Source organism: Haematobacter genomosp. 1, assembly GCF_002196855.1.
Taxonomy (GTDB): Bacteria; Pseudomonadota; Alphaproteobacteria; order Rhodobacterales; family Rhodobacteraceae; genus Haematobacter.
The window spans coordinates 143561-168420 of sequence record NZ_NIPW01000028.1; the positions used below are offsets into that span (position 1 = coordinate 143561).

Here is a 24860-nt window from a genome sequence, read left to right on the forward strand (position 1 = left end):
CATCCTGCGGTGCGCAGCTATCCCGCCATTGCCGTTGCAGCCAGAACGACATATTCGGTCGTTAAGCAGCCATGCGAGGACGCTTCCGTGCCTGAACGCCCCTCCTCTCTCGCCCCCTTCCGTCACAAGACGTTTCGGATGCTGTGGATGGCCACGCTGCTGTCCAACCTCGGCGGGTTGATACAGGGCGTGGGCGCGGGCTGGATGATGACCACGCTGACCACGTCCACCGGTCTCGTGGCGCTGGTTCAGGCCTCCACCACACTGCCCATCATGCTGTTCTCCATCCCGGCTGGTGCACTGGCCGATACGCTCGACCGGCGGCGGATCATGCTGTTCGCGCAGTCCTTCATGCTGCTCGTGTCCATCGGACTGGCGCTGACCGCTTTTGCCGGACTGCTGACGCCTTGGACGCTTCTGGGCTTCACCTTCCTGATCGGCGTGGGCACAGCGCTTCACAACCCGTCATGGCAATCCTCCATGGGCGACATCGTTCCCCGGCAGGATCTGGCTCAGGCCGTGTCGCTGAACTCCATGGGCTTCAACCTGATGCGGAGCGTCGGGCCGGCCATCGGCGGCATCATTGTGGCGACGGCGGGAGCGGCGGTGGCCTTCGCGCTGAACGCGCTCAGTTATGTCTCGCTCATCTTCGCGCTCTGGCGCTGGAAGCCGGAGCCCAAACCCGCACCGCTTGCGCGTGAACCGCTGGGCCGCGCCATCGGCTCCGGCCTGCGCTATGTCTCCATGTCGCCGCATCTGCTGAAAGTGATGCTGCGGGCCTTCTGCTTCGGCTTCTCCGCGGTCTCCATCCTGGCGCTGCTGCCGGTCGTGTCGCAGCGGCTGCTGAACGGCACCGCGCTGACTTATGGCCTGCTGCTCGGCTGTTTCGGCCTGGGCGCGATCGGGGGGGCGCTCTCCAACGCACGCTTGCGGGAAGTGCTGTCGAACGAGAATGTCGCCCGCTGCGGCTTTCTCGCCGTGGCGATCACCACGGCCGTTCTCGCCATCAGCCGGGACCTGTGGCTGAGCTGCCTGTTCCTTCTGCTGGGCGGCGCGGGATGGGTCATGGCGCTGTCGCTCTTCAACGTGACGGTGCAGCTTTCCACGCCCCGCTGGGTCGTGGGCCGGGCGCTTGCCTTCTATCAGACGTTCACCTTCGGAGGCATGGCGATCGGGAGCTGGGTCTGGGGCATGATCGCGGAGGGATACGGGGTGGATGTCGCGCTGCTCGCGGCCTCCATCACGCTGGTCCTCGGCATGGCGCTCGGGCTGGGCTGGAGCCTGCCGGCCTTCGGCACCGTGAACCTCGACCCGCTGGAGCGCTTCAACGAACCCGCGCTGCGGCTGGACATCAAGCAGCGCAGCGGGCCGCTGATGATCATGGTCGATTACGTCATCCGCCCCGAGGACACCGACGACTTCCTTGCCGCGATGAGCGAGCGCCGCCGCATCCGCATCCGGGATGGCGCGCGCCAATGGGCGCTCCTGCGTGACCTCGAACAGCCGGACCTCTGGACGGAAAGCTATCATGTGCCGACATGGATGGACTACCTCCGCCATAACCAGCGCCGTACCGTCGGGGATTACGAGATCACCAAGCGGCTCCGCACCCTTCATTCCGGCGATGCGCCACCGCGCGTTCACCGGATGATCGAACGGCAGACGGTGCCCCCGCATGACGATCTGCCGCTGAAGCCGATCAGCGAAAGCATTCACTAGCTCTGGCGAGACCGTCAAAGAGCACTATACCTCCCCCCGTATCCCATGCGTTGGCCGGCCGCGTGCGGGAAGGGTGCGGCCTGCACCGGAATGCCTGGCGAGAAGGGAACTTTCATGACGGATATGCCGCGACGCTGGCACCTGCGGGCCGCAACGCATGCCTCGCATGACGCCGTGGACAAGGCCGTCGGCGGCGTGGACAGCTTGGCCGGCTATGGGGACTATCTCCTGGCGCTTCACCGGTTCAGGGCGGTGGTGGAGACGGCACTGGAGAGCATGCCGCTGCCGGAGGGGCTTCGGGGCTGGCGGCCGGCCCGCGTGGCTCCCGCCCTCCTCTCCGATATCGGCGATCTTGGCCTGACACCGATGGCCCCGCTGGCGGGAGGCCCCCTTCTTGATGCGCGGCGCGAGACGGCTTACGGCACGCTCTACGTTCTGGAAGGCGCGACCCTCGGGGCGCAGGTGCTGCTGCGGCGGTCACAGACGCTTGGCCTGACGGGCGACCACGGAGCGCGGCACCTTGCCCTTCAGGCGGGGCGCGTGCCCGAGTGGCGGGAGTTCCTCGTCCGGCTGGAGGCGGAGAGCGACTTCGATCTGGGTCTGGCCGCAACGGCGAGCAGCACCTGCTTCGCCCTCGCCCAGAACGCCTTCGGAAAGAGGGACTGATGCAGGGAGACTTCCAGCTCGATCTGACGACCTGCGACCGCGAGCCGATCCACATTCCCGGCGCCACTCAACCGCATGGCTGTCTGCTGGCCCTGAGCGGCGATCTTACGGTGGTGACCCGTGTCTCCGCCAATGCCGCAGCCATGCTGGAGGCGCCCGAGCTCCGTCCCGGCACATCGACCGACGCCGTTCTGGGACGTGGGACCCTTCACCGGCTCCGCAACGCTCTCTTGCTCGCCATCGACCGTCCCGCCCTGCTCTTCGCCGTGGAGGCACGGGAGGGCAGTCCCCTGTTCGACATCGCCATCCACCGCTCCGGCGACGAGATCGTGGTGGAGTTCGAGCCCGCGGAGGAAGGCGGCGGCGCACCGCTGGAGATCAGCCGCACCCTGATGGCCCGCATCCGCCGCATCGATCAGGAATCAGCCCTTATCCAGCAGGCTGTCCGGCTGGTCCGCGGCACCACCAGATATGACCGGGTGATGGCCTATGCCTTTCAGGAGGACGGGTCCGGCAAGGTGATCGCCGAGACGAAACGGAATGACCTGGAAAGCTTCCTCGGCCAGTATTTCCCGGCAGCGGATATTCCCATCCAGGCCCGCGCGCTTTATCTCCGCAACACCATCCGCATCATATCCGATGCGTCCGACCACCGCGTCCCGCTTCTGCCGGAAGTGGATGACCAAGGGCGCAAGCTCGATCTGTCACAGGCCCATCTGCGCGCCGTCTCTCCCATCCACTGCGAATATCTGCGCAACATGGGGGTGGGCGCTTCCATGTCGATCTCCATCGTGGTGGATGGGCGCCTCTGGGGGCTGATTGCCTGCCACCATTACGAAAGCCGTGTCCTGCCGATGTCGCTCCGCGTGTCGATGGAGATGTTCGGTGAGTTCCTCTCCCTCCAGCTAAGTTCCCTCCAGCGGCAGGAGAAGCTGGAGCTCGCGCGTGAGGTACGGGCGACCGTGGAGCGACTGACCTATCTCGGCAGCACCACACCGCCGGATCGGGTGCTGGTCCGCAGCCTGCCGGAGCTTGCGCAGGTGCTGCATGCCGACGGCGCCGCGCTGCTGATCGACGGGTTGTGGACAGAAACCGGCACCACCCCGCCCCCGGGCGCGGCGCGGAGCATCGTCGCCGATTTGCGGGATGTGGCGCAGGGGCGGGTCTGGTCCACCAATGCGCTGTCCTCCGTGCTGCCCGAAGCGGCGGAATATCACGGGGCGGCCTCCGGCCTGCTCATCATCCCACTGTCGCAGTTGCCGCGCGATTACATGTTCTTCTTCCGCAAGGAGATCATCCAGTCGCTCGACTGGGCCGGAGACCCGAACAAGACCTATACGACCGGCCCCCATGGCGACCGGCTTACGCCCCGGCGCAGATTCGCCATCTGGAAAGAGACCGTCTATCAGCAGTCGCGCCCCTGGACCGTTCAGGAAGTAGACGCGGCGGAATCGATCCGCAGCGCGATCACGGAAATCCTGCTCCGCCACAGCGAGCTGCTGGCCGATGAGCGCGACCGCGCCGCCCTGCGACAGCGGGTGCTGAACGACGAGCTGAACCACCGGGTGAAGAACGTGCTGGCGCTCATAAAGTCGCTGATCGGTCAGCCGGTCGTCGATGGCGGTAGCCTGAGGGATTATGTGGAGGATTTGCGCGGACGCATTCAGGCGTTGGCCTATGCCCATGATCAGGTGATCCGCGGCGAAGATGGCGGGATGCTCGATGACCTGATGCGGGCGGAACTTGGCCCCTATCTTGGCCATGCGGTCACACTTTCCGGGGAACCCGTGCATCTTGACGTGCGCGCCTTCCCGGTACTGGCCCTTGTGCTGCATGAGATGGCGACCAATGCGGCGAAATACGGCGCGCTGTCGGAGCCTCAGGGCAGGCTGCTCGTCGGCTGGCAGCGCCGTGCCGACGGAGCGGTGGAGATCACCTGGACGGAAAGCGACGGGCCGGAGGTCGTCGAGCCGAAGCGCGACGGGTTCGGCTCCACACTCATCACCCGCTCCATCCCGCATGATCTGGACGGCGAGGCGGAAGTGGTTTTCGCGCCCGAAGGCCTGCGCGCCCGTTTCCTGATCCCTGCCCAGCATGTTACGCCGAGCGGAGCCGATCCCGCACCTACGGAGGAATCCATGTCCCTGCCCAAGCCGGAGTCACAAGCCGACGCGCCCGCGCATGACCTGAACATCCTCCTGGTCGAAGATCAGGTGCTGATCGCGATGGATGTGGAGGCGATGCTGGGCGATCTTGGTTATGACAACGTGTCCGCAGCCCGCGCCTCGGGAGAGGCCCTGTCGATGATAGAGCGCGCGGCGCCCGATCTCGCCGTTCTGGACGTGAACCTCGGGCGCGACACGTCCTTCCCGGTGGCGGAGGAGCTGATCCGACGGAAGATCCCGTTCGTCTTCGCCACGGGCTACGGGGACAGTTCCATCATTCCCTCGGTGTTCGAGAACATCCCCGTGGTGCAGAAACCCTATGAAGCGGAAATGATCCTGGCCGCCCTGAGCAGGGAACAGGCGCGGCTGGCGGGCAAGGTCTGACTTGGCCCGCCCCGGCCGCGGGTCGGGCTACTGATCCGCGCCGCCGACATTGGTGCCGGTCGCATCCGGCGGCAGGCCCTGCGTCCGTTCGATCTCCCGCCAGCGGGCGACATTGCGGTTATGCTCCTGCAGGGTGGTGGCGAAGGCGTGCCCCCCCGTGCCATCCGCGACGAAGAAGAGGTAGGCCGTCTGCTCGGGGTTCAGCGCGGCCTCGATCGACAGCCGGCCCGGATTGGCGATGGGCGTGGGCGGCAGCCCGTCGATGACATAGGTGTTGTACGGGGTGACCCGCCGCAGCTCGCTCTGCCGCAGGCCCCGGCCAAGCGCGCCTTTCCCCTGCGTGACGCCATAGATCACCGTCGGGTCGGTCTGAAGCCGCATCCCCTGCTGCAGACGGTTGACGAACACGCTGGCGACCCGGCGGCGCTCCTCCGGCACCGCGGTTTCCTTCTCCACGATGGAAGCCATGACGAGGGCCTCCTCCGGCGTGTCGTAGGGCAGACCTTCGGCGCGGTTGGCCCAGAGATCCGCCAGCGTCGCCGCCTGCCGGTTCTCCATCTGGCCAATGAGCTGCGCCCGGTTGCCGCCGCGGGTGACCTCATAGCTGTCGGGGGAGAGCGATCCCTCCGCCGGGACCGTGCCCACCTCTCCCGAGAGGAACTCCGCGCGTTTCAGCGCCTCGACCACCTGCCAGCTCGTCACGCCTTCGGCCAGCGTCACACGGAAGCGCACGTCCTGCCCCTGGGCGAGATCGACATATTGCGCCGGAGCCGCTTCCGTCGCGGGGTCGAACTTCACCACTTCCACGTAGCGGTTGGTTGTCGGGTCAAGCTCCCGTACCACGGTATCGGCGACAAGCACGCCGATGCGGTAATTGATCTCCGTCCCGCAGGTGCTCTGTCCGGCCTGCGTCAGGCTCTGGAGGATGGACTCCATCGGTGCGCCGGGGGGGATGAGGTAGGAGCCGAACTTCAGGTTGCCCGACTGCTCCCGGTAGTTCGCGCCGATGCGGAAGATGGCCGCGTGGGAAATCGCACCCTGATCGGCCAGCCGTTCGGCGACGGCGCTCATGGAGGCGCCGCGGGGCACCTGAAAGCAGATCGCCTGCGCAAGCGGCCCCTGCCCTGAGAACTCCCGCTTGCCCCAGGCGACGACGCCCGCCACCGCCGCCAGAAGCACGATGAACAGCGTCAGCGCGTTGGAGGCGATGTTACGCCACATCAGCCGGTCACCCGCCCGATCACCAGCGACGCATTCGTGCCGCCGAAGCCGAAGGAGTTGGACAGCGCCACGTCGATCTTGCGCTTCACCGCCTTGTTCGGCGCAAGGTCGAGCGTCGGTTCCACGGCCGGATTGTCGAGGTTGATCGTCGGCGGTGCGACCTGATCGCGGATCGCCAGAATGCAGAAGATCGCCTCCACCGACCCGGCCGCGCCGAGCAGGTGGCCGATGGACGATTTCGTGGAGGACATCGTGGCGGAGGCCGCCGCATCGCCCATCAGCCGCTCCACCGCGCCGAGTTCGATCGTATCCGCCATGGTGGAGGTGCCATGCGCGTTGATGTAGTCGATGTCGGAGGGTTGCATCCCGGCCCGGTTCAGCGCCGCCTTCATCGAGCGGAAGCCGCCGTCACCGTCCTCCGCAGGAGCGGTGATGTGATAGGCGTCGCCGGAGAGGCCGTAGCCCAGCACCTCGGCGTAGATCTTCGCGCCCCGCGCCTTTGCGTGCTCGTATTCCTCCAGCACGACGATGCCCGCGCCTTCGCCCATGACGAAGCCGTCGCGATCCGCGTCATAGGGACGGGAGGCAGATTTGGGATCGTCGGCCCGCTTGGTGGAAAGCGCCTTGCAGGCATTGAAGCCCGCGATGCCGATCTGGCAGATCGCGGCCTCGGCGCCGCCCGCGACCATCACATCCGCATCGCCCAGCATGATGAGCCGCGCGGCATCGCCGATGGCATGGGCACCGGTGGAACAGGCGGTGACGACGGAATGGTTCGGTCCCTTGAAGCCGAAGCGGATCGACACCTGCCCCGAGACAAGGTTGATGAGCGCGCCCGGGATGAAGAAGGGCGATACGCGGCGCGGTCCCTTCTCCTTGATGAGCAGCGCGGTTTCCGCGATGGAGTTCAGCCCGCCGATACCGGAGCCGATCATCACGCCCGTCCGCTCCTTGTCCTCCTCGGTCGCGGGCTCCCAGCCGCTGTCGCGGATCGCCTGGGTGGCGGCGGCCATGCCGTAGAGGATGAAGGTATCGACCTTGCGCTGCTCCTTCGGCTCCATCCAGTCGTCGGGGTTGAATGTTCCGTCCGTGCCGTCGCCATAGGGCACTTCGCAGGCATAGGTCGTGGCGAGGCCGGTGGTGTCGAACCGGGTGATGGGGCCTGCCCCCGACTCCCCCGCCAACAGCCGGGACCAGGTTTCCTCCACTCCCGACGCCAGCGGCGTGACCAGTCCGAGACCCGTGACGACGACCCTGCGCATGCTCGTTCCTCCTGCCTTCTCCGGCGGTTTTCTGGGTGCCGCTCTTACACGCGGGGGCCGCGTGGTGCAATCTCCGGGGCGCGTCTCAACCCGCGGCCCCGGGGTCGCGGGCGACGAGCAGCGGTTCGGTCAGGTCCGAAAGCCGTGTCTTCTGGCGCCCGTCCGCCGCGAAATTCCCCGGATCAAGCCAGGCGGCATGCGCCGCGCGGATATCGGGCCAGTCCTTGTCGATGATGGCAAACCATGCCGTATCGCGGTTGCGGCCCTTCGTGATGGCCGCCTGGCGGAACGTCCCCTCGTAGCTGAAACCCAGCCGGGCCGCCGCCCGCCGGGAGGGCAGGTTGAAGCTGTCGCATTTCCACTCCACCCGGCGATAGCCCGCATCGAAGGCCCAGCCGATCATCAGCGACAGCGCCTCCGTCGCCGCGCGCCGCCCCTGCAACGCGGGAGAGAGGTTGATGTGCCCGATCTCGATGGTGCCCACATCCGGCGTGATGCGCAGAAAGCTCGCCACGCCGGCGGGGGTGCCTTCCCGGTCCAGGTCACGGATGGCGAAGAAGAACGGATCCTCCAGCGCCGACACGTCACGCACCCATCTTCCGTAATCCTCCGCCGTGGCGAAAGGCCCATAGGGAAGGTAATCCCAGATCGCGTCATCCGCCCCGTTCGCCGCATGGAGCGGCGCGGCATGGGCATCCTCCTCCAGCCGTTCGAGCCTCGAGTACCGGCCCGCCAGCGGCGTCGCCTCCGGCTTCCGGGCGGCGGTCCAGTCGGCGACGGGATCTCCAAAGCGCTTGGTCATGTCAGTCCTCAGACGAATTGTTCACGGATAAGCCGTTCTTCCAGCCCATGGCCGGGATCGAACAAGATGCGGTGCCGCACCGCAGGGTCGGAGCGGACGGAAACCCAGAGCACGTCGCGCACCGACCTTCCGTCGCTGTCGGCCATGACCGGGCGCTTCTGCGGTTCCAGCACATCGAACCTGACGGTCGCGGTTCGCGGCAGCAGGGCCCCCCGCCAGCGACGCGGCCGGAACGCCGCCATCGGCGTCAGGGCAAGCACGGCGGAGCCGATGGGCAGGATCGGCCCATGCGCGGAATAGTTGTAGGCGGTGGAGCCCGCAGGGGTCGCGACAAGCGCCCCGTCGCAGATCAGCTCCTCCATGCGCACCTTGCCGTCCACCGTGATTCGGAGCTTGGCCGCCTGCGGCCCGGCGCGGAGCAGAGAGACCTCGTTGATGGCCAGCGCCTCATGGATGCGGCCCGCGGCATCCTCCGCCGTCATGGCGAGGGGGTTGATGACCTCCTCCTCCGCATCGGCCAGACGGCGGGTCAGCCCTGTCTCCGCGAATTCGTTCATCAGGAAACCGACGGTGCCGCAGTTCATGCCATAGACCGGCACGGAGAGATGCTGCGTGCCGTGCAGCGTCTGGAGCATGAACCCATCCCCTCCGAGCGCCACGATCGCATCCGCGGCCTCCACCGGGGCATCGCCATAGCGCGCGATCAGCCGTTCCCGCGCATCCTGCGCGAGATCGGAAGTCGAAGCGAGGAAGGCGATCCGCCTCTTGTCCGTCATTCTGTCCCCCTGCCCCGTTGTCTTCGCCCGCCCGCAATCCGTTGGCAAGCGGCTCGGGCGGAAAAGCGGCGCATTACCGCTTTCGGCGCGGAGAGGCTTGCGTTAAAAGCGCCCATCTTTCAGCACCCGCAGGGAGTGGCACCCATGACCGCAGCGATCCGCGACAGCGGCTTCTTCACCGAACAACTCGAAGCGCGCGATCCCGAAATCTTCGGCGCGATCGGCAAGGAGCTGGGTCGGCAGCGCGACGAAATCGAGCTGATCGCCTCGGAAAACATTGCCTCTCTGGCCGTGCTTCAGGCGCAGGGCTCGGTGCTCACCAACAAATATGCCGAGGGCTATCCGGGCAAGCGCTACTACGGCGGCTGCCAGTATGTGGATATCGTCGAGACGCTGGCGATCGAACGGGCCAAGGAGCTGTTCGGTGCGAAGTTCGCCAACGTGCAGCCGAACTCCGGCAGCCAGATGAACCAGGCGGTATTCCTCGCCCTGCTCCAGCCGGGCGACACGTTCATGGGCCTCGACCTGAATTCGGGCGGGCACCTGACGCATGGCTCGCCGGTGAACATGTCGGGCAAGTGGTTCAACGTCGTCTCCTACGGCGTGCGCAAGCAGGACCAGCTTCTGGACATGGAGGCGATCCGGGCCGCCGCGCATGAGCACAAGCCGAAGCTGATCGTCGCCGGCGGCACCGCCTATTCCCGCATCTGGGACTGGGCGGAGTTCCGCAAGATCGCGGATGAGGTCGGCGCCTGGCTGATGGTAGACATGGCCCATATCGCGGGTCTGGTGGCCGGCGGGCAGCATCCCTCGCCCGTGCCGCATGCCCATGTGGTGACCACCACCACGCACAAATCCCTGCGCGGGCCGCGGGGGGGGATGATCCTCACGAACGACGAGGACATTGCCAAGAAGATCAACTCCGCCGTGTTCCCCGGGCTTCAGGGTGGCCCGCTCATGCATGTGATCGCCGCCAAGGCGGTGGCTCTTGGCGAGGCGCTGCGCCCCGAATTCAAGACCTACGCCGCACAGATCGTGAAGAACGCGAAGGCGATGGCCGACGAGCTTCAGAAGGGCGGCATCGACATCGTCTCCGGCGGCACGGACAACCACCTGATGCTGGCCGACCTGCGCCCCAAGCATGTGACGGGCAAGGCTGCGGAGGCCGCGCTCGGCCGGGCGCATATCACCTGCAACAAGAACGGCGTGCCCTTCGACCCGGAGAAACCCTTCGTGACCTCTGGCGTGCGTCTGGGCACACCAGCTGGCACCACGCGGGGCTTTGCCGAGGAGGAGTTCCGCCAGATCGCGCGTTGGATCGTCGAGGTGACCGACGGCCTGTCGGCGAACGGCGACACAGAAAATGCCGATGTGGAAGCCAAGGTAAAGGCCGAAGTGGCCGCCCTCTGCGGGCGCTTCCCGCTCTACCCGACGCTCTGATCTACAGAAAGCCGCGCCAGACCAGCACGGCGCCGATCAGCAGCGCGAGCAGCAAGAACTGAAAGGCCAGCCCGGCCAGCCAGTCGAGAAACCGGGAGCGGCGGAGACCCCGCCGGTCCCGCCCCTCCAGATGCCCCCGGCAGACGCGATAGGCGTGATCGAGATCACGCTCCGCGAGCCGTCCGGCGAGCTTCGGATGCCCCCGGAGCCGCTCCGCCTCCGCCAAAAGACCGGCCTCCTTGCGCACATAGCCGGGCACCACCCCCCGCGCATGCGAGAGCTTGTCCGCCAGGGTCCGGCCATGCAGCCCGGCCCGCCGCGACAGCAGCGTGGAGATATCGTCCGCCCTGTCATCCGTCCTGCGCATCGCCCTGCCTCGCGTTTCAACACCCCTCGCGTTTCCGTGAGTCAGCTAGTGCGCCGCTCCGTCGCAGCAACCCCTTGGCGGATCGCATGGCAGGCGATATCTACCCGGATATGCTGAACACGATCATCACCGGCGAACCGGCCGAGTCCCCCCCGCTTGTCATCGTGCATGGCCTTTTCGGCTCCGCGCGGAACTGGAATGTCATCGCCAAGCGCCTTTCGGCGGGGCGTCAGGTCATCGCGGTTGACCAGCGCAACCACGGCGACAGCGCCTGGGCCGCGCCGCATGACTACCCCTCCATGGCCGCCGATATCGCCGAGGTGATCCGTGCGCATGGCGGGCGGGCGGATGTGCTGGGGCATTCCATGGGCGGCAAGGCGTCGATGGTGCTGGCGCTGCAGGAGCCGGAACTGATCCGCAGGCTCGTCGTAGCCGACATCGCCCCGGTCGTCTATCATCACACACAGCAGCCGCTGATAGACGCGATGAGAGACCTCGATCTTACCGATCTCACGACCCGCGGTGAGGCCGACAAGCGGCTGGCGGCTGGGGTCGAAGACCCTGGGACGCGCGCCTTCCTGCTTCAGTCGCTGGACCTTCGCGCAGAGGGTGGCCCGCGCTGGAAGCTCAATCTGGAGGAACTGGAACGCGGCATGGCGAATGCCGTCGGCTTCCCGGAAGTCTCCGGCCGGTTCGACGGCCCTGCCCTGTTTCTCAGCGGAGCCGAGTCCCGCTACGTCCGCCCGGAGATGCACGCGCGCATTCTGGACCTGTTCCCGAACGCGGTGTTCGAGGAGATCGCCGGGGCCGGCCATTGGCTCCATGCGGAACGCCCGCGCGAAGTTGAGGCCGCGGTCGATAAATTTCTTTCCTGACCGGGAACCCATGCCCGTTCCCGAATGTTAGACGGCAGCATTCCAAAGGAGTATTCGACATGAAACGCTCGCTTCGCCTTCTGCCGTTGCTGGCCATCCTCGCCATCGCCGCCTGCAACACTATGGCAGGTGCGGGACATGACATCCAGTCCGGCGGCGCCGCCCTGACCGGGGAAGCGCGGAAAGCCCAGTCCCAGATGTGAGCCGCATGACGGAATGAGAGAGGGCTGCCCCGCAGGCAGCCCTTTTTTCATGGGGAGGACATGGGTGACCCGGTGCTGGAGAACATTGCCGTCCGTCATTGGCTCCCCACAGACACGGCTGCCTGCCTCGCCATATTCGACAGCAACGTGCCCGGGTTCTTTGCGCCGTCGGAGAGGGACGCGTTTGAAACCCATCTACGCACCATGGAGCCTGCGACCTATCTGGTGCTGCTGTCCGATGAGAGGGTCTTGGCCTGCGGCGGCTTGTCCGTCGATGCGGAAGCGCATCGCGCCATCCTCACTTGGGGAATGGTGGATCGCGCCGCGCACCGGAGGGGGCTGGGCGGGAAGCTGACGGAAGCGCGGATGGCGCTCGCCCGTCGCCTGCCAGGCATAACGGAGGTCGCTCTCGCCACGAGCCAGCATACCCGCGCCTTCTATGAGCGGTTCGGCTTCATTGCCGCCGCCGTCACGCCCGATGGTTTCGGCGACGGGCTTGACCGTTGGGACATGGTCCTTCGGCTACAGGACCGGCCGGGCGTGATCGGCCCCTGACAACTCTACCGCCCGGAACTCTACCGCCCCGGAACTGGAGTTTTCGGCCAGCCCTCACCGGCCGGTAGAGCAGGTGAGGCGCATAGCGCGGTCAGTTGTCCATCTTCAGCGCGTTGATGAAGGCCTGCTGCGGGATTTCGACCTTGCCGAACTGCCGCATCTTCTTCTTCCCGGCTTTCTGCTTCTCCAGCAGCTTCTTCTTCCGCGTCACGTCGCCGCCGTAGCATTTGGCGGTCACGTCCTTGCGCATGGCGGAGATCGTCTCCCGCGCGATGACCCGCCCACCGATGGCCGCCTGGATCGGGATCTTGAACATGTGCCGGGGGATCAGCTCCTTCAGCTTCTCCACCATCGCCCTGCCCCGCGCTTCCGCGCGGTCGCGGTGCACCATGATGGAGAGCGCGTCCACCGGCTCATCGTTCACCAGCACCTGCATCTTGACGAGGTAATCCTCACGGTAACCGGCCATCTGGTAGTCGAACGAGGCATAGCCCTTCGTCACCGATTTCAGCCGGTCGTAGAAGTCGAACACCACTTCGTTCAGAGGCAGGTCATAGACCACCATCGCCCGGCTCCCCGCGTAAGAGAGGTCGAGCTGCTCGCCCCGCCGGTCCTGGCAGAGCTTCAGCACGTCCCCCAGATACTCGTCGGGCACGAGGATCGTCGCCTTGATCCGCGGTTCCTCGATATGATCCACATGGGTCAGGTCGGGCATGTCGGCCGGGTTGTGCAGCTCCATCATGGAGCCGTCGCGCATATAGACGTGATAGACCACCGAAGGTGCGGTGGTGATCAGGTCGATGTCGTATTCCCGTTCCAGCCGGTCGCGGATCACTTCGAGGTGCAGCAATCCGAGGAAACCGCAACGGAACCCGAACCCGAGCGCGGCGGAGGTCTCCATCTCGTAGCTGAAGGAGGCATCGTTCAGCGCCAGTTTCTCGATGGCGTCGCGCAATGCCTCGAACTCGGAGCTGTCCACCGGGAACAGGCCGCAGAACACCACCGGCTGCGCCGGCTTGAAGCCCGGAAGCGGCTTGTCCGTGCCCTTGCGCTCATGGGTGATCGTGTCGCCCACGCGGGTGTCACGCACCTGCTTGATGGAGGCGGTGAGCACACCGATCTCGCCCGGACCGAGTTCCGCGATATCCACCATCTGCGGCTTCAGCACCGCGAGCTTGTCCACGCCGTAGAGCGCGCCCGTCTGCATCATCCTGATCCGGTCACCCTTGCGGATGACGCCGTCCATCACGCGGATCATGACAACAACGCCGAGGTAGGGGTCGTACCACGAATCGACCAGCATGGCCTTCAGCGGCGCGTCACGGTCGCCTTTCGGCGCGGGCAACCGGTGAACGATGGCCTCCAGCACCTCGGGGATGCCGAGGCCCGTCTTGGCGGAGATCGGGACGGCGTCGGAGGCGTCGATGCCGATCACATCCTCGATCTGCTCCTTCACCCGCTCCGGGTCGGAGGCGGGGAGGTCGATCTTGTTCAGCACCGGCACGATCTCATGCCCCGCGTCGATCGCCTGATAGACGTTGGCGAGCGTCTGCGCCTCCACTCCCTGCGTCGCATCGACGACGAGGAGCGACCCCTCCACCGCGCGCATGGAGCGCGAGACTTCATAGGCGAAGTCCACGTGGCCGGGCGTGTCGATCAGGTTCAGGACATAGCTCTTGCCGTCCTTCGCCGGATAGTCGATCCGCACGGTGTTCGCCTTGATGGTGATCCCCCGCTCCCGCTCGATATCCATCGAGTCGAGGAGCTGCGCCTTCATATCGCGCTCGGCCACCGTGCCGGTGAGCTGTATCAGCCGGTCGGCGAGGGTGGATTTGCCGTGGTCGATATGGGCCACGATGGAGAAGTTGCGGATCAGCGAAAGCTCGGTCATGGCGCCATATGAGCGGGTTTCGGGGAGCGGTCAAGCGGGCGTCTGATTCGCACGCATGGAACCCGCGCGGCAGGCCCGATCTGGTGGCGGAGCGCCGCTGCTCCACTGCATGTCGGGATGCGCGGAAAGGTGGCGAAAACGGTCGGGCCGTGCTAGCGTCATCGGATCAACAAATCCGGGGGGCGAGACAACGCCACCCCAAAGGCGAACGAGGACAGCAGCATGAAATACGTGATTCTGGCCATCGGCATGGCCGTCTCCGGTCTTTCCCTTGCGACCGGAGCAGAAGCGCGCGGGACGATAGAAAACGCCTGTCTGGGCTCCGACCGCGGCGCACGCGCGGGTGCCATGTGCAACTGCATCCAGCAGGTTGCCGACATGACCCTTTCGGGCTCCGATCAGCGCCGCGCAGCCCGGTTCTTCAAGGATCCGAACGAAGCCCAGGAAGTGCGCGTGTCGAAGAAGACGTCCGACAACGAATTCTGGACACGCTACCGCAACTTCGGCAGCGCCGCGGAAACATACTGCTCGCGCTGATCCGCCGCCTTGCGCTGAAGCGTGGCCACCAGACCCCGACACCCGTGCTCGATGAGATCGAGCGCGTGCTCGAAGCGGCCATCGGTGTAGGGGTCGGGGATCTGCACGCGGAGCCATCGCCCGGCGTGTCTGAGCAGCAGGCCGGTGTCCGCCCGTGACTCCGCGGGCGCCAGACGCCGGACGACGGCGAGATTGGCCCTGTCCATCGCGATCACATGATCGAAGGCAGAGAAATCTGCCGCGGAAAGCCTGCGGGACCGGATGCCTTCAAGGCTGTAGCCCCGCGCCTCCGCCGCTTCGAAGGCCCGCAGGTCGGGCGATGCGCCCGCTGTCCATACACCGGTCCCCGCGCTGTCCACCACCACCGTCAGCCCTGCCTCTCCGGCGATCTGCCGAAGGACGCCCTCCGCCATGGGAGAGCGGCAGAGGTTGCCGTGACACACGAAAAGGATGCGCTTGACCGGCATGAACGCCCTCCGGTTGTATTCCCGCACTGCAGCACGCAACCCGTCACCGCACAAGACGCGAAAAGCGAAAGGGCGCCCCGGAGGACGCCCTTGCCACAATTCATACGATGTTCAGGCGTCCTTGCGGCGCCGGAAGAGGGCGATGGCCCCAAGCCCCGCAAGGGACAGCGGCAGCGCCGCCGGCAGCGGCACCGGCGAGATGATCGGCGGGATGATTTCATCACCCACACCAAAGCGCACATTGTCGATATTGTAGCCCGCCGGTTCATTTCCGACGAGATCGAGGAACACCCCGGCGATCGCCGGTTTCAGGTCGTCCGTAACGAGGCCGAGGAACTCGATCCCGGTCGTGGTGTTCACGACGGTTCCAAGGATGGAGCCGTCACGCGCGAAGGCGGTGATACCTGTGCTGCCTACGGCATCGAAATAACCTGCCTCAAAGCCCACGCCGGTCTGATCCTCGCTGAAGAGGAGGGCGACCGGCCCGTTGAAGCGGGGTGTGCCGCTCAGGGTCGGAGAGGTGGGGAAAGCGCCGTCCGTCGTGATGAACGCGGGCGGGGCGGAGGCGTCGAGCGACAGCGGTCCCGTAGGGGAGCCGATGACGCATCCGGTGGGCGAAGCGCCGGGGCAGTCGGTGCCGGGGTCGGGGCTGATCGACTGGCCAGTGAAGTATCCACCGGTATAGACCGTGGGAGAATCCGCACCACCGCCATAGTCGGCGGGGGCGTATACCGGATTTTCCGTCCCGACAGCGAATTCGGAAAAGGTAAGCTTTCCGGCTGCTGCCGTGAAGTTATCCTCAGTCACGCGGATGACAGCCGCGTTGACCGCAAGGGGAGACAGTAGAACGAGAGTGGCGGTAGTCGCAAAAATGGAAGCGCGGGTCATTTTATAAAACTCCGATAATACAAAGTACGATGACCGTGCATCAGACTAGCACGTCCATGTTAACCATAAAGTGAAATACGGGCTGGACGCATAATTATTTATAACTATAGGCGACAGGAGCGTAAAAATGCGTATCGTCATCCTGACGGGAGCCGGAATCTCTGCCGAAAGCGGGCTCAGAACCTTCCGCGATTCAGATGGTCTTTGGGAAGATCATCGCATCGAGGATGTGGCGACGCCCGAAGCCTTCACCCGCGACCCACGTCTCGTGCAGGACTTCTATAACGACCGCCGCCGCACGTCCCGTGCGGCGGTGCCCAATCTCGCCCATGCAGCGCTCGCACGGCTGGAGACGATGCTGCCGGGAGAGGTGATGATCGTCACACAGAATGTCGATACCCTGCATGAACGCGCGGGATCACGGAATGTGCTGCATATGCACGGATCGCTGGAAGGCGCGCTCTGCGCGGCCTGCGGCCATCGCTGGCCAGCACCTGCGGTCATGGCGGTGGAGGAGGTCTGTCCCGCCTGCGGTGCTCCGGCGGGACGCCCGGATATCGTATGGTTCGGGGAATACCCCTATCACATGGAGGAGATCTGGACGGCGCTCCGAAAGGCCGAGATCTTTGTCGCCATAGGCACGTCCGGCAATGTCTATCCGGCGGCGGCCTTCGTCCAGGATGCAGGCCGCGCCGGGGCCCATACGATCGAACTCAACCTCGAAGCCTCGGCCATCCACTCGGACTTCGACGAGACGCGGCAGGGCCGCGCCACCGAGATCGTGCCCCCGTGGGTGGAAGAACTCCTGAAGCGCTAGAGTCCGAGAACGTCGGCCATCGTGTATTCGCCGGGCGCTTTCCCCTGCCCCCAGAGCGCCGCGCGGAGCGCACCCCGCGCGAAGATCGCGCGGTCCGTGGCGACATGGCGCAGAATCAGCCGCTCCCCCGGACCGGCAAAGATCACGTCATGCTCGCCCACGACATCCCCGCCCCGGACGGCGGAAAACCCGATATGGCCCGGCTCCCTCGGCCCGGTGATTCCATCGCGCCCCCGGTCGGACACATCGGGGAGCACCACGCCGCGCCCCTCCGCCGCCGCTTCCCCCAGCATCAGCGCGGTGCCGGAGGGCGCATCGACCTTGTGGCGGTGGTGCATCTCCACGATCTCGATGTCGAACTCCGGCCCCAGCGCCTGCGCCACCTTGCGGGTCAGGCCGAGCAGCAGGTTCACCCCGAGGCTCATGTTGCCTGCGCGGATGATCGTCGCATGGCGCGCGGCGGCGGCGATCCTGGCAAGATCACCCGCCTCCAGACCGGTGGTCCCGATGACATGGACGGCACGCGCTTGCGCAGCCAGCGCCGCGAATTCCACGGTCGCGGCGGGTGAGGTGAAGTCGATCACCGCCTGCGCGCGGGCGAATGCGGGCAGCGGGTCGTCCTCCACAAGCACGCCTACCGGATCGCGGCCCAGCAGACGGCCGACATCCGCCCCCACCCCGGCACCGCCGGACCGCTCCAGACACCCGACGAGCCGCAACTCCGGGCTGTCGAGCACCAAGGCGGCGAGCGTCCGCCCCATCCGCCCCGATACCCCCGTGACGACCACGCCGGGCCGGGTTTCGCCTGCTTCGAGTTCCGTCATCACGCCCTCCGTTTGCCCCTCCCTAACCGGCACGGGCGAACTTGGCAAACCGGCGCATTGCGGGCGGCTCCCGCATGACCTAGATGGTGGATCATGGCACAGAAGCGCACTCCTCGGGATTCACACAGGGGCTCCGGCCCCTCGCAACGCCAGCTCCGCGTGGGCGAGCTGATCCGCCGCACCTTGTCGGAGGTGCTGGCGCGCGGCGACATCCATGACCCGGACCTGTCCCGCATGTCGATCACCGTGGCGGAGGTCAGCACCTCCCCCGACCTGCATGTGGCGACGGCCTATGTCATGCCGCTGGGCGGCGCGGGACAGGAGGAGGCTCTGGCCGCGCTCCGCCGCAACCGGCATGAGCTTCGCCGCCTCGTCGCCTCCGGCCTGTCGCTGAAATTCGCGCCCGAGCTGCGGTTCGCGCTGGACGAGACATTCGACCGGATGGACGAGACCCGCCGCCTTTTCGCCCGCGATGACGTGCGCCGCGATCTGGAGACTGACGAGGACGAAGACAGGGACGATGACCGGGGCGATGACAGGCAGGGTTGAGGGGCCGTTCGCCCCCGTCCTGCTCTTTCTCGCCGCCCTGATGAGCCTCATCCCCGTCGCCGCCCCCGCGGCGGCCCCGCCCTGCGAGCGGATGACGTTCGAGGGCGAGGGGTATGTCCTGTGCCCTGTACCGAAGGGTGCAGACATCCGCGTGTGGCACAGCGATGACTCGGGCAGTCTCTACGGCTCCTTCCGGCGGATCGACAATGACCTGCGGGCGGAGGGGCGGCGCCTCGGCTTCGCCATGAACGGCGGCATGTATCACGCCGACCGCGGTCCGGTCGGCCTGCTTGTGACGAAGGGGGTCGAGCACAACGCCATCGTCACCGGCGCGAGCAAGGGCAATTTCGGCATGTTGCCGAACGGCGTCTTCTGTATCGGGGAGAGCGGTTACGCCGTCGTCGAAAGCCGGGCTTTCGCCCGCCATCCCCTGCCCTGCCGCTTTGCCACCCAGTCCGGTCCCATGCTGGTGATCGACGGCGAGCTGCATCCCCGCTTCCTGCCCGACAGCGACTCCCGCTTCATCCGCAATGGCGTGGGTATCCGGCAGGATGGGACAGCGGTGTTCGCCATCTCCGACCGGCCCGTGACCTTTTACGAGTTCGGCCGGCTGTTCCGTGAGGGGCTGAAGACGCCGAACGCGCTTTATCTGGACGGCAAGATCTCCCGGCTCTATGCCCCGGCGCTCCGGCGCAACGACTTCGGCTTTCCGATGGGCCCGATCGTCGGACTGGCCGTGCCGGAGAACGCCGCCGATTGACGGCCCGGCCTGCGGGCGCTAGCTAGCCCGCTTTCGGGAACAGGGAAGGAGCGGAGCTTGGCACGGCGCAAGGGACGCAACATTTCGGGTTGGCTCGTGGTGGACAAGCCTGCGGGCATCACCTCCACCGCGGTGGTCAACAAGGTCCGCTGGGCGCTTGACGCAAAGAAGGCTGGCCATGCAGGCACGCTCGATCCGGCGGCGACAGGGGTTCTCGCCATCGCACTCGGAGAGGCGACCAAGACGGTGCCCTATGTCACCGATGCGCTGAAATGCTACCGGTTCTCCGTCCGCCTCGGCACCGCGACGAACACCGATGACGCGGAGGGGGAGGTCATAGCAACCTCCGCCAAGCGCCCCACGGATGCCGATATCGCCGCCGCGCTCCCCGCCTTCAGGGGAGAGATCATGCAGGTGCCGCCGCAGTTTTCCGCCGTGAAGGTGGATGGTGAGCGCGCCTATGCCCTCGCGCGCGAGGGGGAGGAAATGGAGCTTGCCCCCCGCCTGCTCTGGGTCGAGAGCCTGGAGGTCATGCTCCGGCCCGACGCGGATCACTTGGAGCTGGAGATGGTCTGCGGCAAGGGCGGCTATGTCCGGTCCATCGCGCGGGATCTGGGGCAGGCTCTGGGCTGTTATGGCCATGTCGAATGGCTGCGCCGCGTCTGGTCCGGCCCCTTCGAGGCCGAAAAGGGCGTCACCATGGAACGGATCGAGGAGCTGGCGCGGAAACCCGAGCTGGATGCTCTCGTCCTGCCGCTGGAAGACGGGCTGGAGGATCTGCCGGAATTGCGTGCAACGCCCGAGGGCGCGGCGCGGCTCCGCAACGGCAATCCCGGCATCGTCCTGCCCTCCTCCGATGTGGAATATGGCGAGGAGGCATGGGCCTCCTTCGAGGGGCAGGCGATTGCGGTCGGCACCTACCGGAGCGGGGAGCTGCATCCGGTACGCGTCTTCAACCGCGACTGAATGACCGGGACTGAAGACCGGGACTGAAGACCGGGGCTTAAAAACCGCGACTGGAACTGGAAGATCGAAGGGCGGCCAGGGTGGCCGCCCTTTCCGGTTCTACAGCGTGTCGCCCTGCGGGCCGGAGGGCGCGGCGTCCGAATGTTCGGGATGACGCCGGTTGTAGAGGATCGAGGACCATAGCGAGACACCGATCAGCGCCGCGCCGCCAAGCCCGGTGATGACCTCCGGGATATGCACGAGCGACTGCACGTACATGATCACCGACAGGATCAGGATCGCGTAGAACGCCCCGTGCTCCAGATAGCGGAAATGCGCGAGCGTCCCCTTCTCCACCAGCATGATGGTCATGGAGCGGACATACATCGCCCCGATGCCCAGACCGATGGCGATGACGAACAGGTTGTTGGTGAGCGCGAAAGCCCCGATCACCCCGTCAAAGGAGAAGCTCGCGTCCAGCACCTCCAGATAGATGAACGCGCCCAGCCCGCCCTTTGCAGCGGCCGACATCGTCTCCTCGCGCTTGTCCAGCACCCCGCCGACCACTTCCACCAGCAGGAAGGTCAGAAGACCCCAGACCGCCGCGTGGAAGAAGGTGTTCGCCGCCGCGGGCCCGAGGTCGGGATCGGACTGGATGATGCGGGAGAAGGCCAGCATGATGACGAGCACGACCGCGATCTCGATCCCCTTGACGGAGGAATAGCGCGCGGCCTTCTCCTCCACCCACCTGACCCAGTGCACGTCCTTCTCATGGTTGAAGAAGAAGGTGAGGCCGACCATCATCAGGAAAGTCCCGCCGAAGGCCGCGATGGGCAGGTGGGCATCCTGCATGATGCGGGAATATTCCTCGGGCTGGCTCGCCGCCATGATGATCGCCTGCCACGGCCCGACATTCGCCGCGATGACCACGATCAGCAGCGGGAACACGATCCTCATCCCGAAGACCGCGATGAGGATACCCCAGGTCAGGAAGCGGTGCTGCCACTCCGGGGTCATGTCCTTCAGCTTGTTCGCGTTCACGATGGCATTGTCGAAGGAGAGCGAGATCTCCAGCACCGCCAGCACGCAGCAGATGAAGAAGACCGACAGCATCCCCTGCACCGTCCCGGTCGTCTGCCAGCCCAGCCATGCGCCCAGCGCGAGGCCGAATGCAGTAACGACGAAGGCCCATTTGAAATAGGAAAGCGTGCTCGTTCTGGTTGCCCCGCTCATCCGCGCAGCCCCCCGTGGCCAAACGCGCAAGCACGGGTCCGGCCCGCTCCTGCACGACCGTTGGTCGCGTTGTTCATGTGTCCATAGTTCCGCCGGCTGTTTCCACAGCGGCACCGACATCGCGAGAGCGCCGATGAACTCTCGCCAGAGGGGCCCGGTACCGGTTTCCGCGCCGAGGGCTTCCCCTCTGGCGCTGCCGAAACACGTAGCAAAACGCCGCCCTGCGTCAACCTGCCTCCTGCGTGTTTTTTGATCCTCCGTGATCTTCCCGTGAACGCTGTTGGGAGATGCTTGCGCGAAGACCCTACTTTGCCGAAGAAAATTGCTTCATGCACACATTGCGTGCTTTACCCGCCCGGGGGCGCTCAATAATTGGGCATCCCGGCCGGGGCCATCGTTGGTCCTGCCCAGAATCCTTTGCCCGCTGTCGGCAGCGTGGCAAGCCTCCGTCATCCCGCCGGAACGCGGGTACGGGGAGCGCCGCGCCCGCCGCGGCAGACCGCGGGACAACAACGGGGGGAGACGAACGGCGGTCGCTTGCGGCGCGTCGGGCGGACTGCCGCCATCCACCGGGAGTATTGGACAGAATGAAATTGGGACAATCCCTTCTGGCGGCAGCAGTGCTGGCCGCCGCCTTCGGTGCGCCTGCTCGCGCCCAGGAAGATACGATCAAGGTCGGCATCCTGCATTCGCTTTCCGGCACGATGGCGATCTCGGAGACGACGCTGAAAGACGTCATGCTCATGCTGATCGAGGAGCAGAACGAGAAAGGCGGCTTGCTGGGCAAGAAGCTGGAGCCGGTGGTCGTGGACATCGCCTCCAACTGGCCGCTTGCGGCGGAGAAGGCGCGGCAGCTGCTGGAGACGGACAAGGTCGCCGCCGTGTTCGGCTGCTGGACCTCCGTCTGCCGCAAATCCGTTCTGCCGGTGTTCGAGGAACTGAACGGCCTGCTTTTCTACCCCGTCCAGTATGAGGGCGAGGAAAGCCAGCGGAACGTGTTCTACACCGGTGCGGCACCGAACCAGCAGGCGATCCCAGCCGTCGATTACCTCATGGAGAACGAGGGCGTGGAGCGCTGGGTGCTGGCCGGCACCGACTACGTCTATCCCCGCACGACCAACAAGATCCTCGAGCAATACCTGAAGGACAAGGGTGTCGCCGCCGAGGACATCATGATCAACTACACGCCCTTCGGCCATTCCGACTGGCAGACCATCGTCTCCGACATCAAGAAGTTCGGCTCCACCGGCAAGAAGACCGCGGTCGTCTCCACCATCAACGGCGATGCCAACGTGCCGTTCTACAAGGAACTCGGCAACCAGGGCATCAAGGCGGAAGACATCCCCGTCGTCGCCTTCTCCGTGGGCGAGGAGGAACTGGCGGGTCTCGACACCGCGCCGCTGGTCGGCCACCTGGCCGCCTGGAACTACTTCATGTCGGTCGATACGCCAGAGAATGCCGCCTTCATCGAGGGCTGGCACAAGTTCATCAAGGATGACAAGCGGGTCACGAACGACCCGATGGAAGCCCATTACATCGGCTTCAACATGTGGGTGAAGGCCGTGGAGGCCGCGGGCACCACCACGCCGGATGCGGTGATCGATTCCATCATCGGCGTTGCCGTGCCGAACCTGACGGGCGGCTATGCCTCCATGGGGCCGAACCACCACATCACCAAGCCGGTGCTTGTCGGCGAGATTCAGGCGGACGGCCAGTTCGACGTGGTATGGGAAACCTCGGGCCTCGTGCTGGGCGACGAATGGTCGGACTTCCTGCCGGAGTCGAAGCCGCTGATCTCCGACTGGCGGGCGCCGCTCTCCTGCGGGAACTTCAACACCCAGACCAAGACCTGCGGCGGCTCCAACTGATCCGCCCTTCGCGGCGCGCGCCTTTCCGCGCGCCGCATGTATTTCCGGGACAGGTGCATGACCTTCTTCCGCCTTCTTCTTGCCGCCCTCGGCATCACCCTTGCAGGAATGGCCGCCGCGCAGAGCGTGGATGAGCTGGTGACCCAGTTGCCCGCCGGCGGTTTCAGCGACCGCGCCCGCGTGGTGACCGCGCTTGCCGCCACCGGCGATCCGCGCGCTGTCGATGTCCTGAACGCTCTCGTGGACGGCGATCTGGCCGCGCTGAAATCCGATGGCACCGTGGTGATCGTGAAAGGCCGTGAGACCCGCGTGGCGCTGACGGGTGAGACAATCCCGGACCCCGGCCGCAATGCGGAGAAGGTGAAGGTCAACAACTCCCTGCGGCGCGACATCCGCGCGGCGCTCGGCGTGCTGACGCTGCGCGATCCCGACCCGGCCAAACGCCTTTCCGCTGCAGAGGCTGCCTTCCGCGCCCCGGACCCGGAGCAGCTTTCCGCACTCGAGGCCGCGATGGCAGCGGAGACCGACGCGGCGATCGGCGCGCGGCTAGCCCTCGCCCATGCGGCGGCGGTGCTGACCTCCGACAGGCCGGTGGTCGAGAAGGAGAAGGCGGTGGCCCTCATCGGCGATCTCCGCGACCAGTCCGCGCTCTCGCTGCTGACCCCCCTGCTCGCCTCCCCCGAACCTGCCATCGCCGCCGCCGCCGGAAACGCGATTACCGAGATCGAAAGGTCGCGCGCCTTCTGGAACACCGTGCAGAACGTGTGGTTCGGCCTGTCCCTCGGCTCCGTGCTGCTGCTGGCAGCGGTGGGGCTGGCCATCACCTTCGGGGTGATGGGCGTCATCAACATGGCGCATGGGGAGCTGGTGATGCTCGGCGCCTATACGACATTTGTGGTGCAGGACATGATCCGCGCCCATGCGCCCTGGCTGTTCGACTGGTCGCTGCTGATCGCCCTGCCGCTGGCCTTTGCCGTGGCGGGCGGGGTCGGCGTGTTGATCGAGCGGGGGATCGTGCGCCACCTCTACGGTCGCCCGCTGGAGACGCTGCTGGCCACCTGGGGTGTCAGCCTGATCCTGCAACAGGCCGTGCGGTCGTTCTTCGGCCCGAACAACCGGGAGGTGGGCAACCCCTCCTGGATGTCGGGCGCGTTCCAGATCGGTCAGATGACCATCACCTGGAACCGGCTGTGGATCATCGTCTTTGCTCTCGTGGTCTTTGCAACCCTTCTGGTGGTGCTCAAGCGCACGGCCATCGGTCTCCAGATGCGCGCCGTCACGCAGAACCGTCCGATGGCCGCGAACATGGGCATCCGTACCGGGCGGGTGGACGCGCTGACCTTCGGCCTCGGTGCCGGCATCGCGGGGCTGGCGGGCGTCGCCCTGTCGCAGATCGACAACGTCAGCCCCAATCTCGGGCAGGGCTATATCGTGGACAGTTTCATGGTCGTCGTCTTTGGCGGTGCGGGCAACGTCTGGGGCACCTTCGCGGCAGCCTTTTCGCTCGGCATCATCAACAAGTTCCTGGAACCGTTCGCGGGGGCCGTGTTGGCGAAGATCCTGATCCTCGTCTTCATCATCCTGTTCATCCAGAAGCGTCCGCGCGGCCTGTTCGCCGTCAAGGGCCGGTTCGTGGAGGGCTGAGA

24 protein-coding genes are annotated in these 24860 nt (G+C 66.0%); 14 read left to right on the plus strand and 10 right to left on the minus strand.

The window, feature by feature from the left end; translation table 11 throughout:
* The first annotated feature begins 87 nt into the window (after nucleotides 1–87).
* From CDV49_RS15005 to CDV49_RS15015, 3 genes are all read left to right on the plus strand, one after another.
* Nucleotides 88–1719, plus strand: a complete 1632-nt coding sequence (locus CDV49_RS15005; protein WP_088216280.1) for an MFS transporter — start codon at nucleotides 88–90, stop codon at nucleotides 1717–1719.
* Nucleotides 1720–1833: 114 nt separating this feature from the next.
* Nucleotides 1834–2385, plus strand: a complete 552-nt coding sequence (locus CDV49_RS15010; protein WP_143413182.1) for a biliverdin-producing heme oxygenase — start codon at nucleotides 1834–1836, stop codon at nucleotides 2383–2385.
* Nucleotides 2385–4934: an HWE histidine kinase domain-containing protein gene (locus tag CDV49_RS15015; RefSeq protein ID WP_218821987.1), complete on the plus strand. Its 2550-nt coding sequence runs from the start codon at nucleotides 2385–2387 to the stop codon at nucleotides 4932–4934. The genes CDV49_RS15010 and CDV49_RS15015 overlap by 1 nt, the downstream gene beginning before the upstream one ends.
* Nucleotides 4935–4961: 27 nt before the next feature.
* Here CDV49_RS15015 and mltG read toward each other — a convergent pair whose 3' ends face one another.
* The 4 genes from mltG to CDV49_RS15035 form a co-directional block, all read right to left on the minus strand.
* The gene (mltG, locus tag CDV49_RS15020; protein ID WP_088216219.1) at nucleotides 4962–6155 is read right to left on the minus strand and encodes an endolytic transglycosylase MltG; all 1194 of its coding nucleotides are present in this window, start codon (nucleotides 6153–6155) and stop codon (nucleotides 4962–4964) included.
* Complete coding sequence (gene fabF / locus CDV49_RS15025) at nucleotides 6155–7417, minus strand: beta-ketoacyl-ACP synthase II (RefSeq protein ID WP_088216220.1); 1263 nt, start codon at nucleotides 7415–7417, stop codon at nucleotides 6155–6157. Before fabF ends, mltG begins: the two co-directional genes overlap by 1 nt.
* 85 nt (nucleotides 7418–7502) lie before the next feature.
* Nucleotides 7503–8219, minus strand: a complete 717-nt coding sequence (locus CDV49_RS15030) for a GNAT family N-acetyltransferase (protein WP_088216221.1) — start codon at nucleotides 8217–8219, stop codon at nucleotides 7503–7505.
* 8 nt (nucleotides 8220–8227) lie between these two features.
* Complete coding sequence (locus CDV49_RS15035; RefSeq protein ID WP_088216222.1) at nucleotides 8228–8995, minus strand: NAD kinase; 768 nt, start codon at nucleotides 8993–8995, stop codon at nucleotides 8228–8230.
* 144 nt (nucleotides 8996–9139) lie between these two features.
* Between CDV49_RS15035 and glyA the strand changes: the two genes are divergently transcribed.
* On the plus strand, nucleotides 9140–10435 hold the full coding sequence (glyA, locus tag CDV49_RS15040; RefSeq protein ID WP_088216223.1) for a serine hydroxymethyltransferase: 1296 nt from the start codon (nucleotides 9140–9142) through the stop codon (nucleotides 10433–10435).
* A 1-nt stretch (nucleotide 10436) separates the two neighbouring features.
* Here the strand turns inward: glyA and CDV49_RS15045 are convergent, their stop codons facing one another.
* On the minus strand, nucleotides 10437–10802 hold the full coding sequence (locus CDV49_RS15045) for a hypothetical protein (RefSeq protein WP_088216224.1): 366 nt from the start codon (nucleotides 10800–10802) through the stop codon (nucleotides 10437–10439).
* A gap of 110 nt (nucleotides 10803–10912) precedes the next feature.
* Between CDV49_RS15045 and CDV49_RS15050 the strand changes: the two genes are divergently transcribed.
* From CDV49_RS15050 to CDV49_RS15060, 3 genes are read left to right on the plus strand one after another with little or no spacing between them, the layout of a single operon-like run.
* Entirely contained in the window at nucleotides 10913–11677 is a 765-nt protein-coding gene (locus tag CDV49_RS15050) for an alpha/beta fold hydrolase (RefSeq protein ID WP_088216282.1), read from the plus strand.
* A gap of 59 nt (nucleotides 11678–11736) precedes the next feature.
* Nucleotides 11737–11880: an entericidin A/B family lipoprotein gene (locus CDV49_RS15055; RefSeq protein WP_088216225.1), complete on the plus strand. Its 144-nt coding sequence runs from the start codon at nucleotides 11737–11739 to the stop codon at nucleotides 11878–11880.
* Between the two features lie 60 nt (nucleotides 11881–11940).
* On the plus strand, nucleotides 11941–12435 hold the full coding sequence (locus tag CDV49_RS15060) for a GNAT family N-acetyltransferase (RefSeq protein WP_088216226.1): 495 nt from the start codon (nucleotides 11941–11943) through the stop codon (nucleotides 12433–12435).
* A 91-nt stretch (nucleotides 12436–12526) separates the two neighbouring features.
* Here the strand turns inward: CDV49_RS15060 and lepA are convergent, their stop codons facing one another.
* Nucleotides 12527–14326 carry a translation elongation factor 4 gene (gene lepA, locus CDV49_RS15065; RefSeq protein WP_088216227.1) on the minus strand — a complete coding sequence of 600 codons (1800 nt, stop codon included), beginning with the start codon at nucleotides 14324–14326 and terminating at the stop codon, nucleotides 12527–12529.
* A gap of 222 nt (nucleotides 14327–14548) precedes the next feature.
* Here lepA and CDV49_RS15070 point away from each other — a divergent pair, with 222 nt between their 5' ends.
* Nucleotides 14549–14863: a hypothetical protein gene (locus tag CDV49_RS15070; RefSeq protein WP_088216228.1), complete on the plus strand. Its 315-nt coding sequence runs from the start codon at nucleotides 14549–14551 to the stop codon at nucleotides 14861–14863.
* Here the strand turns inward: CDV49_RS15070 and CDV49_RS15075 are convergent.
* Entirely contained in the window at nucleotides 14818–15330 is a 513-nt protein-coding gene (locus CDV49_RS15075; RefSeq protein WP_088216229.1) for a low molecular weight protein-tyrosine-phosphatase, read from the minus strand. The two genes, CDV49_RS15070 and CDV49_RS15075, sit on opposite strands and share 46 nt — an antisense overlap.
* A 111-nt stretch (nucleotides 15331–15441) precedes the next feature.
* Nucleotides 15442–16218 (minus strand): VPLPA-CTERM sorting domain-containing protein, encoded by a 777-nt coding sequence (locus CDV49_RS15080; protein WP_088216230.1) that lies wholly within the window; start codon nucleotides 16216–16218, stop codon nucleotides 15442–15444.
* Between the two features lie 127 nt (nucleotides 16219–16345).
* On the opposite strand from CDV49_RS15080, the gene CDV49_RS15085 reads away from it, so the two are divergent.
* Nucleotides 16346–17035, plus strand: a complete 690-nt coding sequence (locus CDV49_RS15085) for an NAD-dependent deacylase (RefSeq protein ID WP_088216231.1) — start codon at nucleotides 16346–16348, stop codon at nucleotides 17033–17035.
* Here the strand turns inward: CDV49_RS15085 and dapB are convergent.
* Complete coding sequence (gene dapB, locus CDV49_RS15090) at nucleotides 17032–17859, minus strand: 4-hydroxy-tetrahydrodipicolinate reductase (RefSeq protein WP_088216232.1); 828 nt, start codon at nucleotides 17857–17859, stop codon at nucleotides 17032–17034. The genes CDV49_RS15085 and dapB overlap by 4 nt on opposite strands.
* 93 nt (nucleotides 17860–17952) lie before the next feature.
* Between dapB and rbfA the strand changes: the two genes are divergently transcribed.
* The 3 genes from rbfA to truB are packed head-to-tail and all read left to right on the plus strand — an operon-like array spanning nucleotide 17953 to nucleotide 20134.
* Entirely contained in the window at nucleotides 17953–18408 is a 456-nt protein-coding gene (rbfA, locus tag CDV49_RS15095) for a 30S ribosome-binding factor RbfA (protein WP_088216233.1), read from the plus strand.
* Entirely contained in the window at nucleotides 18392–19168 is a 777-nt protein-coding gene (locus CDV49_RS15100) for a phosphodiester glycosidase family protein (protein ID WP_088216283.1), read from the plus strand. The genes rbfA and CDV49_RS15100 overlap by 17 nt, the downstream gene beginning before the upstream one ends.
* A gap of 57 nt (nucleotides 19169–19225) precedes the next feature.
* Nucleotides 19226–20134, plus strand: coding sequence for a tRNA pseudouridine(55) synthase TruB (truB, locus tag CDV49_RS15105; protein WP_088216234.1), 909 nt, complete (start codon nucleotides 19226–19228; stop codon nucleotides 20132–20134).
* A gap of 99 nt (nucleotides 20135–20233) precedes the next feature.
* Here truB and CDV49_RS15110 read toward each other — a convergent pair whose 3' ends face one another.
* Nucleotides 20234–21346: a DUF475 domain-containing protein gene (locus tag CDV49_RS15110; protein ID WP_088216235.1), complete on the minus strand. Its 1113-nt coding sequence runs from the start codon at nucleotides 21344–21346 to the stop codon at nucleotides 20234–20236.
* A gap of 587 nt (nucleotides 21347–21933) precedes the next feature.
* Between CDV49_RS15110 and urtA the strand changes: the two genes are divergently transcribed.
* Both urtA and urtB read left to right on the plus strand, forming a co-directional pair.
* Nucleotides 21934–23214 carry an urea ABC transporter substrate-binding protein gene (gene urtA / locus CDV49_RS15115; protein WP_088216236.1) on the plus strand — a complete coding sequence of 427 codons (1281 nt, stop codon included), beginning with the start codon at nucleotides 21934–21936 and terminating at the stop codon, nucleotides 23212–23214.
* Nucleotides 23215–23271: 57 nt separating this feature from the next.
* Entirely contained in the window at nucleotides 23272–24858 is a 1587-nt protein-coding gene (urtB, locus tag CDV49_RS15120) for an urea ABC transporter permease subunit UrtB (protein ID WP_088216237.1), read from the plus strand.
* Nucleotides 24859–24860 lie beyond the last annotated feature (2 nt).

What these genes read in the sequence shown, in the direction of transcription:
- CDV49_RS15010 (WP_143413182.1), top strand. Translation starts at nt 1,834, where the DNA reads ATGACGGATATGCCGCGACGCTGGCACCTGCGGGCCGCAACGCATGCC.
- CDV49_RS15015 (WP_218821987.1), top strand. Translation starts at nt 2,385, where the DNA reads ATGCAGGGAGACTTCCAGCTCGATCTGACGACCTGCGACCGCGAGCCG.
- mltG (WP_088216219.1), bottom strand. Translation starts at nt 6,155, where the DNA reads ATGTGGCGTAACATCGCCTCCAACGCGCTGACGCTGTTCATCGTGCTT.
- fabF (WP_088216220.1), bottom strand. Translation starts at nt 7,417, where the DNA reads ATGCGCAGGGTCGTCGTCACGGGTCTCGGACTGGTCACGCCGCTGGCG.
- CDV49_RS15030 (WP_088216221.1), bottom strand. Translation starts at nt 8,219, where the DNA reads ATGACCAAGCGCTTTGGAGATCCCGTCGCCGACTGGACCGCCGCCCGG.
- CDV49_RS15035 (WP_088216222.1), bottom strand. Translation starts at nt 8,995, where the DNA reads ATGACGGACAAGAGGCGGATCGCCTTCCTCGCTTCGACTTCCGATCTC.
- glyA (WP_088216223.1), top strand. Translation starts at nt 9,140, where the DNA reads ATGACCGCAGCGATCCGCGACAGCGGCTTCTTCACCGAACAACTCGAA.
- CDV49_RS15045 (WP_088216224.1), bottom strand. Translation starts at nt 10,802, where the DNA reads ATGCGCAGGACGGATGACAGGGCGGACGATATCTCCACGCTGCTGTCG.
- CDV49_RS15050 (WP_088216282.1), top strand. Translation starts at nt 10,913, where the DNA reads ATGCTGAACACGATCATCACCGGCGAACCGGCCGAGTCCCCCCCGCTT.
- CDV49_RS15055 (WP_088216225.1), top strand. Translation starts at nt 11,737, where the DNA reads ATGAAACGCTCGCTTCGCCTTCTGCCGTTGCTGGCCATCCTCGCCATC.
- CDV49_RS15060 (WP_088216226.1), top strand. Translation starts at nt 11,941, where the DNA reads ATGGGTGACCCGGTGCTGGAGAACATTGCCGTCCGTCATTGGCTCCCC.
- lepA (WP_088216227.1), bottom strand. Translation starts at nt 14,326, where the DNA reads ATGACCGAGCTTTCGCTGATCCGCAACTTCTCCATCGTGGCCCATATC.
- CDV49_RS15070 (WP_088216228.1), top strand. Translation starts at nt 14,549, where the DNA reads ATGAAATACGTGATTCTGGCCATCGGCATGGCCGTCTCCGGTCTTTCC.
- CDV49_RS15075 (WP_088216229.1), bottom strand. Translation starts at nt 15,330, where the DNA reads ATGCCGGTCAAGCGCATCCTTTTCGTGTGTCACGGCAACCTCTGCCGC.
- CDV49_RS15080 (WP_088216230.1), bottom strand. Translation starts at nt 16,218, where the DNA reads ATGACCCGCGCTTCCATTTTTGCGACTACCGCCACTCTCGTTCTACTG.
- CDV49_RS15085 (WP_088216231.1), top strand. Translation starts at nt 16,346, where the DNA reads ATGCGTATCGTCATCCTGACGGGAGCCGGAATCTCTGCCGAAAGCGGG.
- dapB (WP_088216232.1), bottom strand. Translation starts at nt 17,859, where the DNA reads ATGACGGAACTCGAAGCAGGCGAAACCCGGCCCGGCGTGGTCGTCACG.
- rbfA (WP_088216233.1), top strand. Translation starts at nt 17,953, where the DNA reads ATGGCACAGAAGCGCACTCCTCGGGATTCACACAGGGGCTCCGGCCCC.
- CDV49_RS15100 (WP_088216283.1), top strand. Translation starts at nt 18,392, where the DNA reads ATGACAGGCAGGGTTGAGGGGCCGTTCGCCCCCGTCCTGCTCTTTCTC.
- CDV49_RS15110 (WP_088216235.1), bottom strand. Translation starts at nt 21,346, where the DNA reads ATGAGCGGGGCAACCAGAACGAGCACGCTTTCCTATTTCAAATGGGCC.
- urtA (WP_088216236.1), top strand. Translation starts at nt 21,934, where the DNA reads ATGAAATTGGGACAATCCCTTCTGGCGGCAGCAGTGCTGGCCGCCGCC.
- urtB (WP_088216237.1), top strand. Translation starts at nt 23,272, where the DNA reads ATGACCTTCTTCCGCCTTCTTCTTGCCGCCCTCGGCATCACCCTTGCA.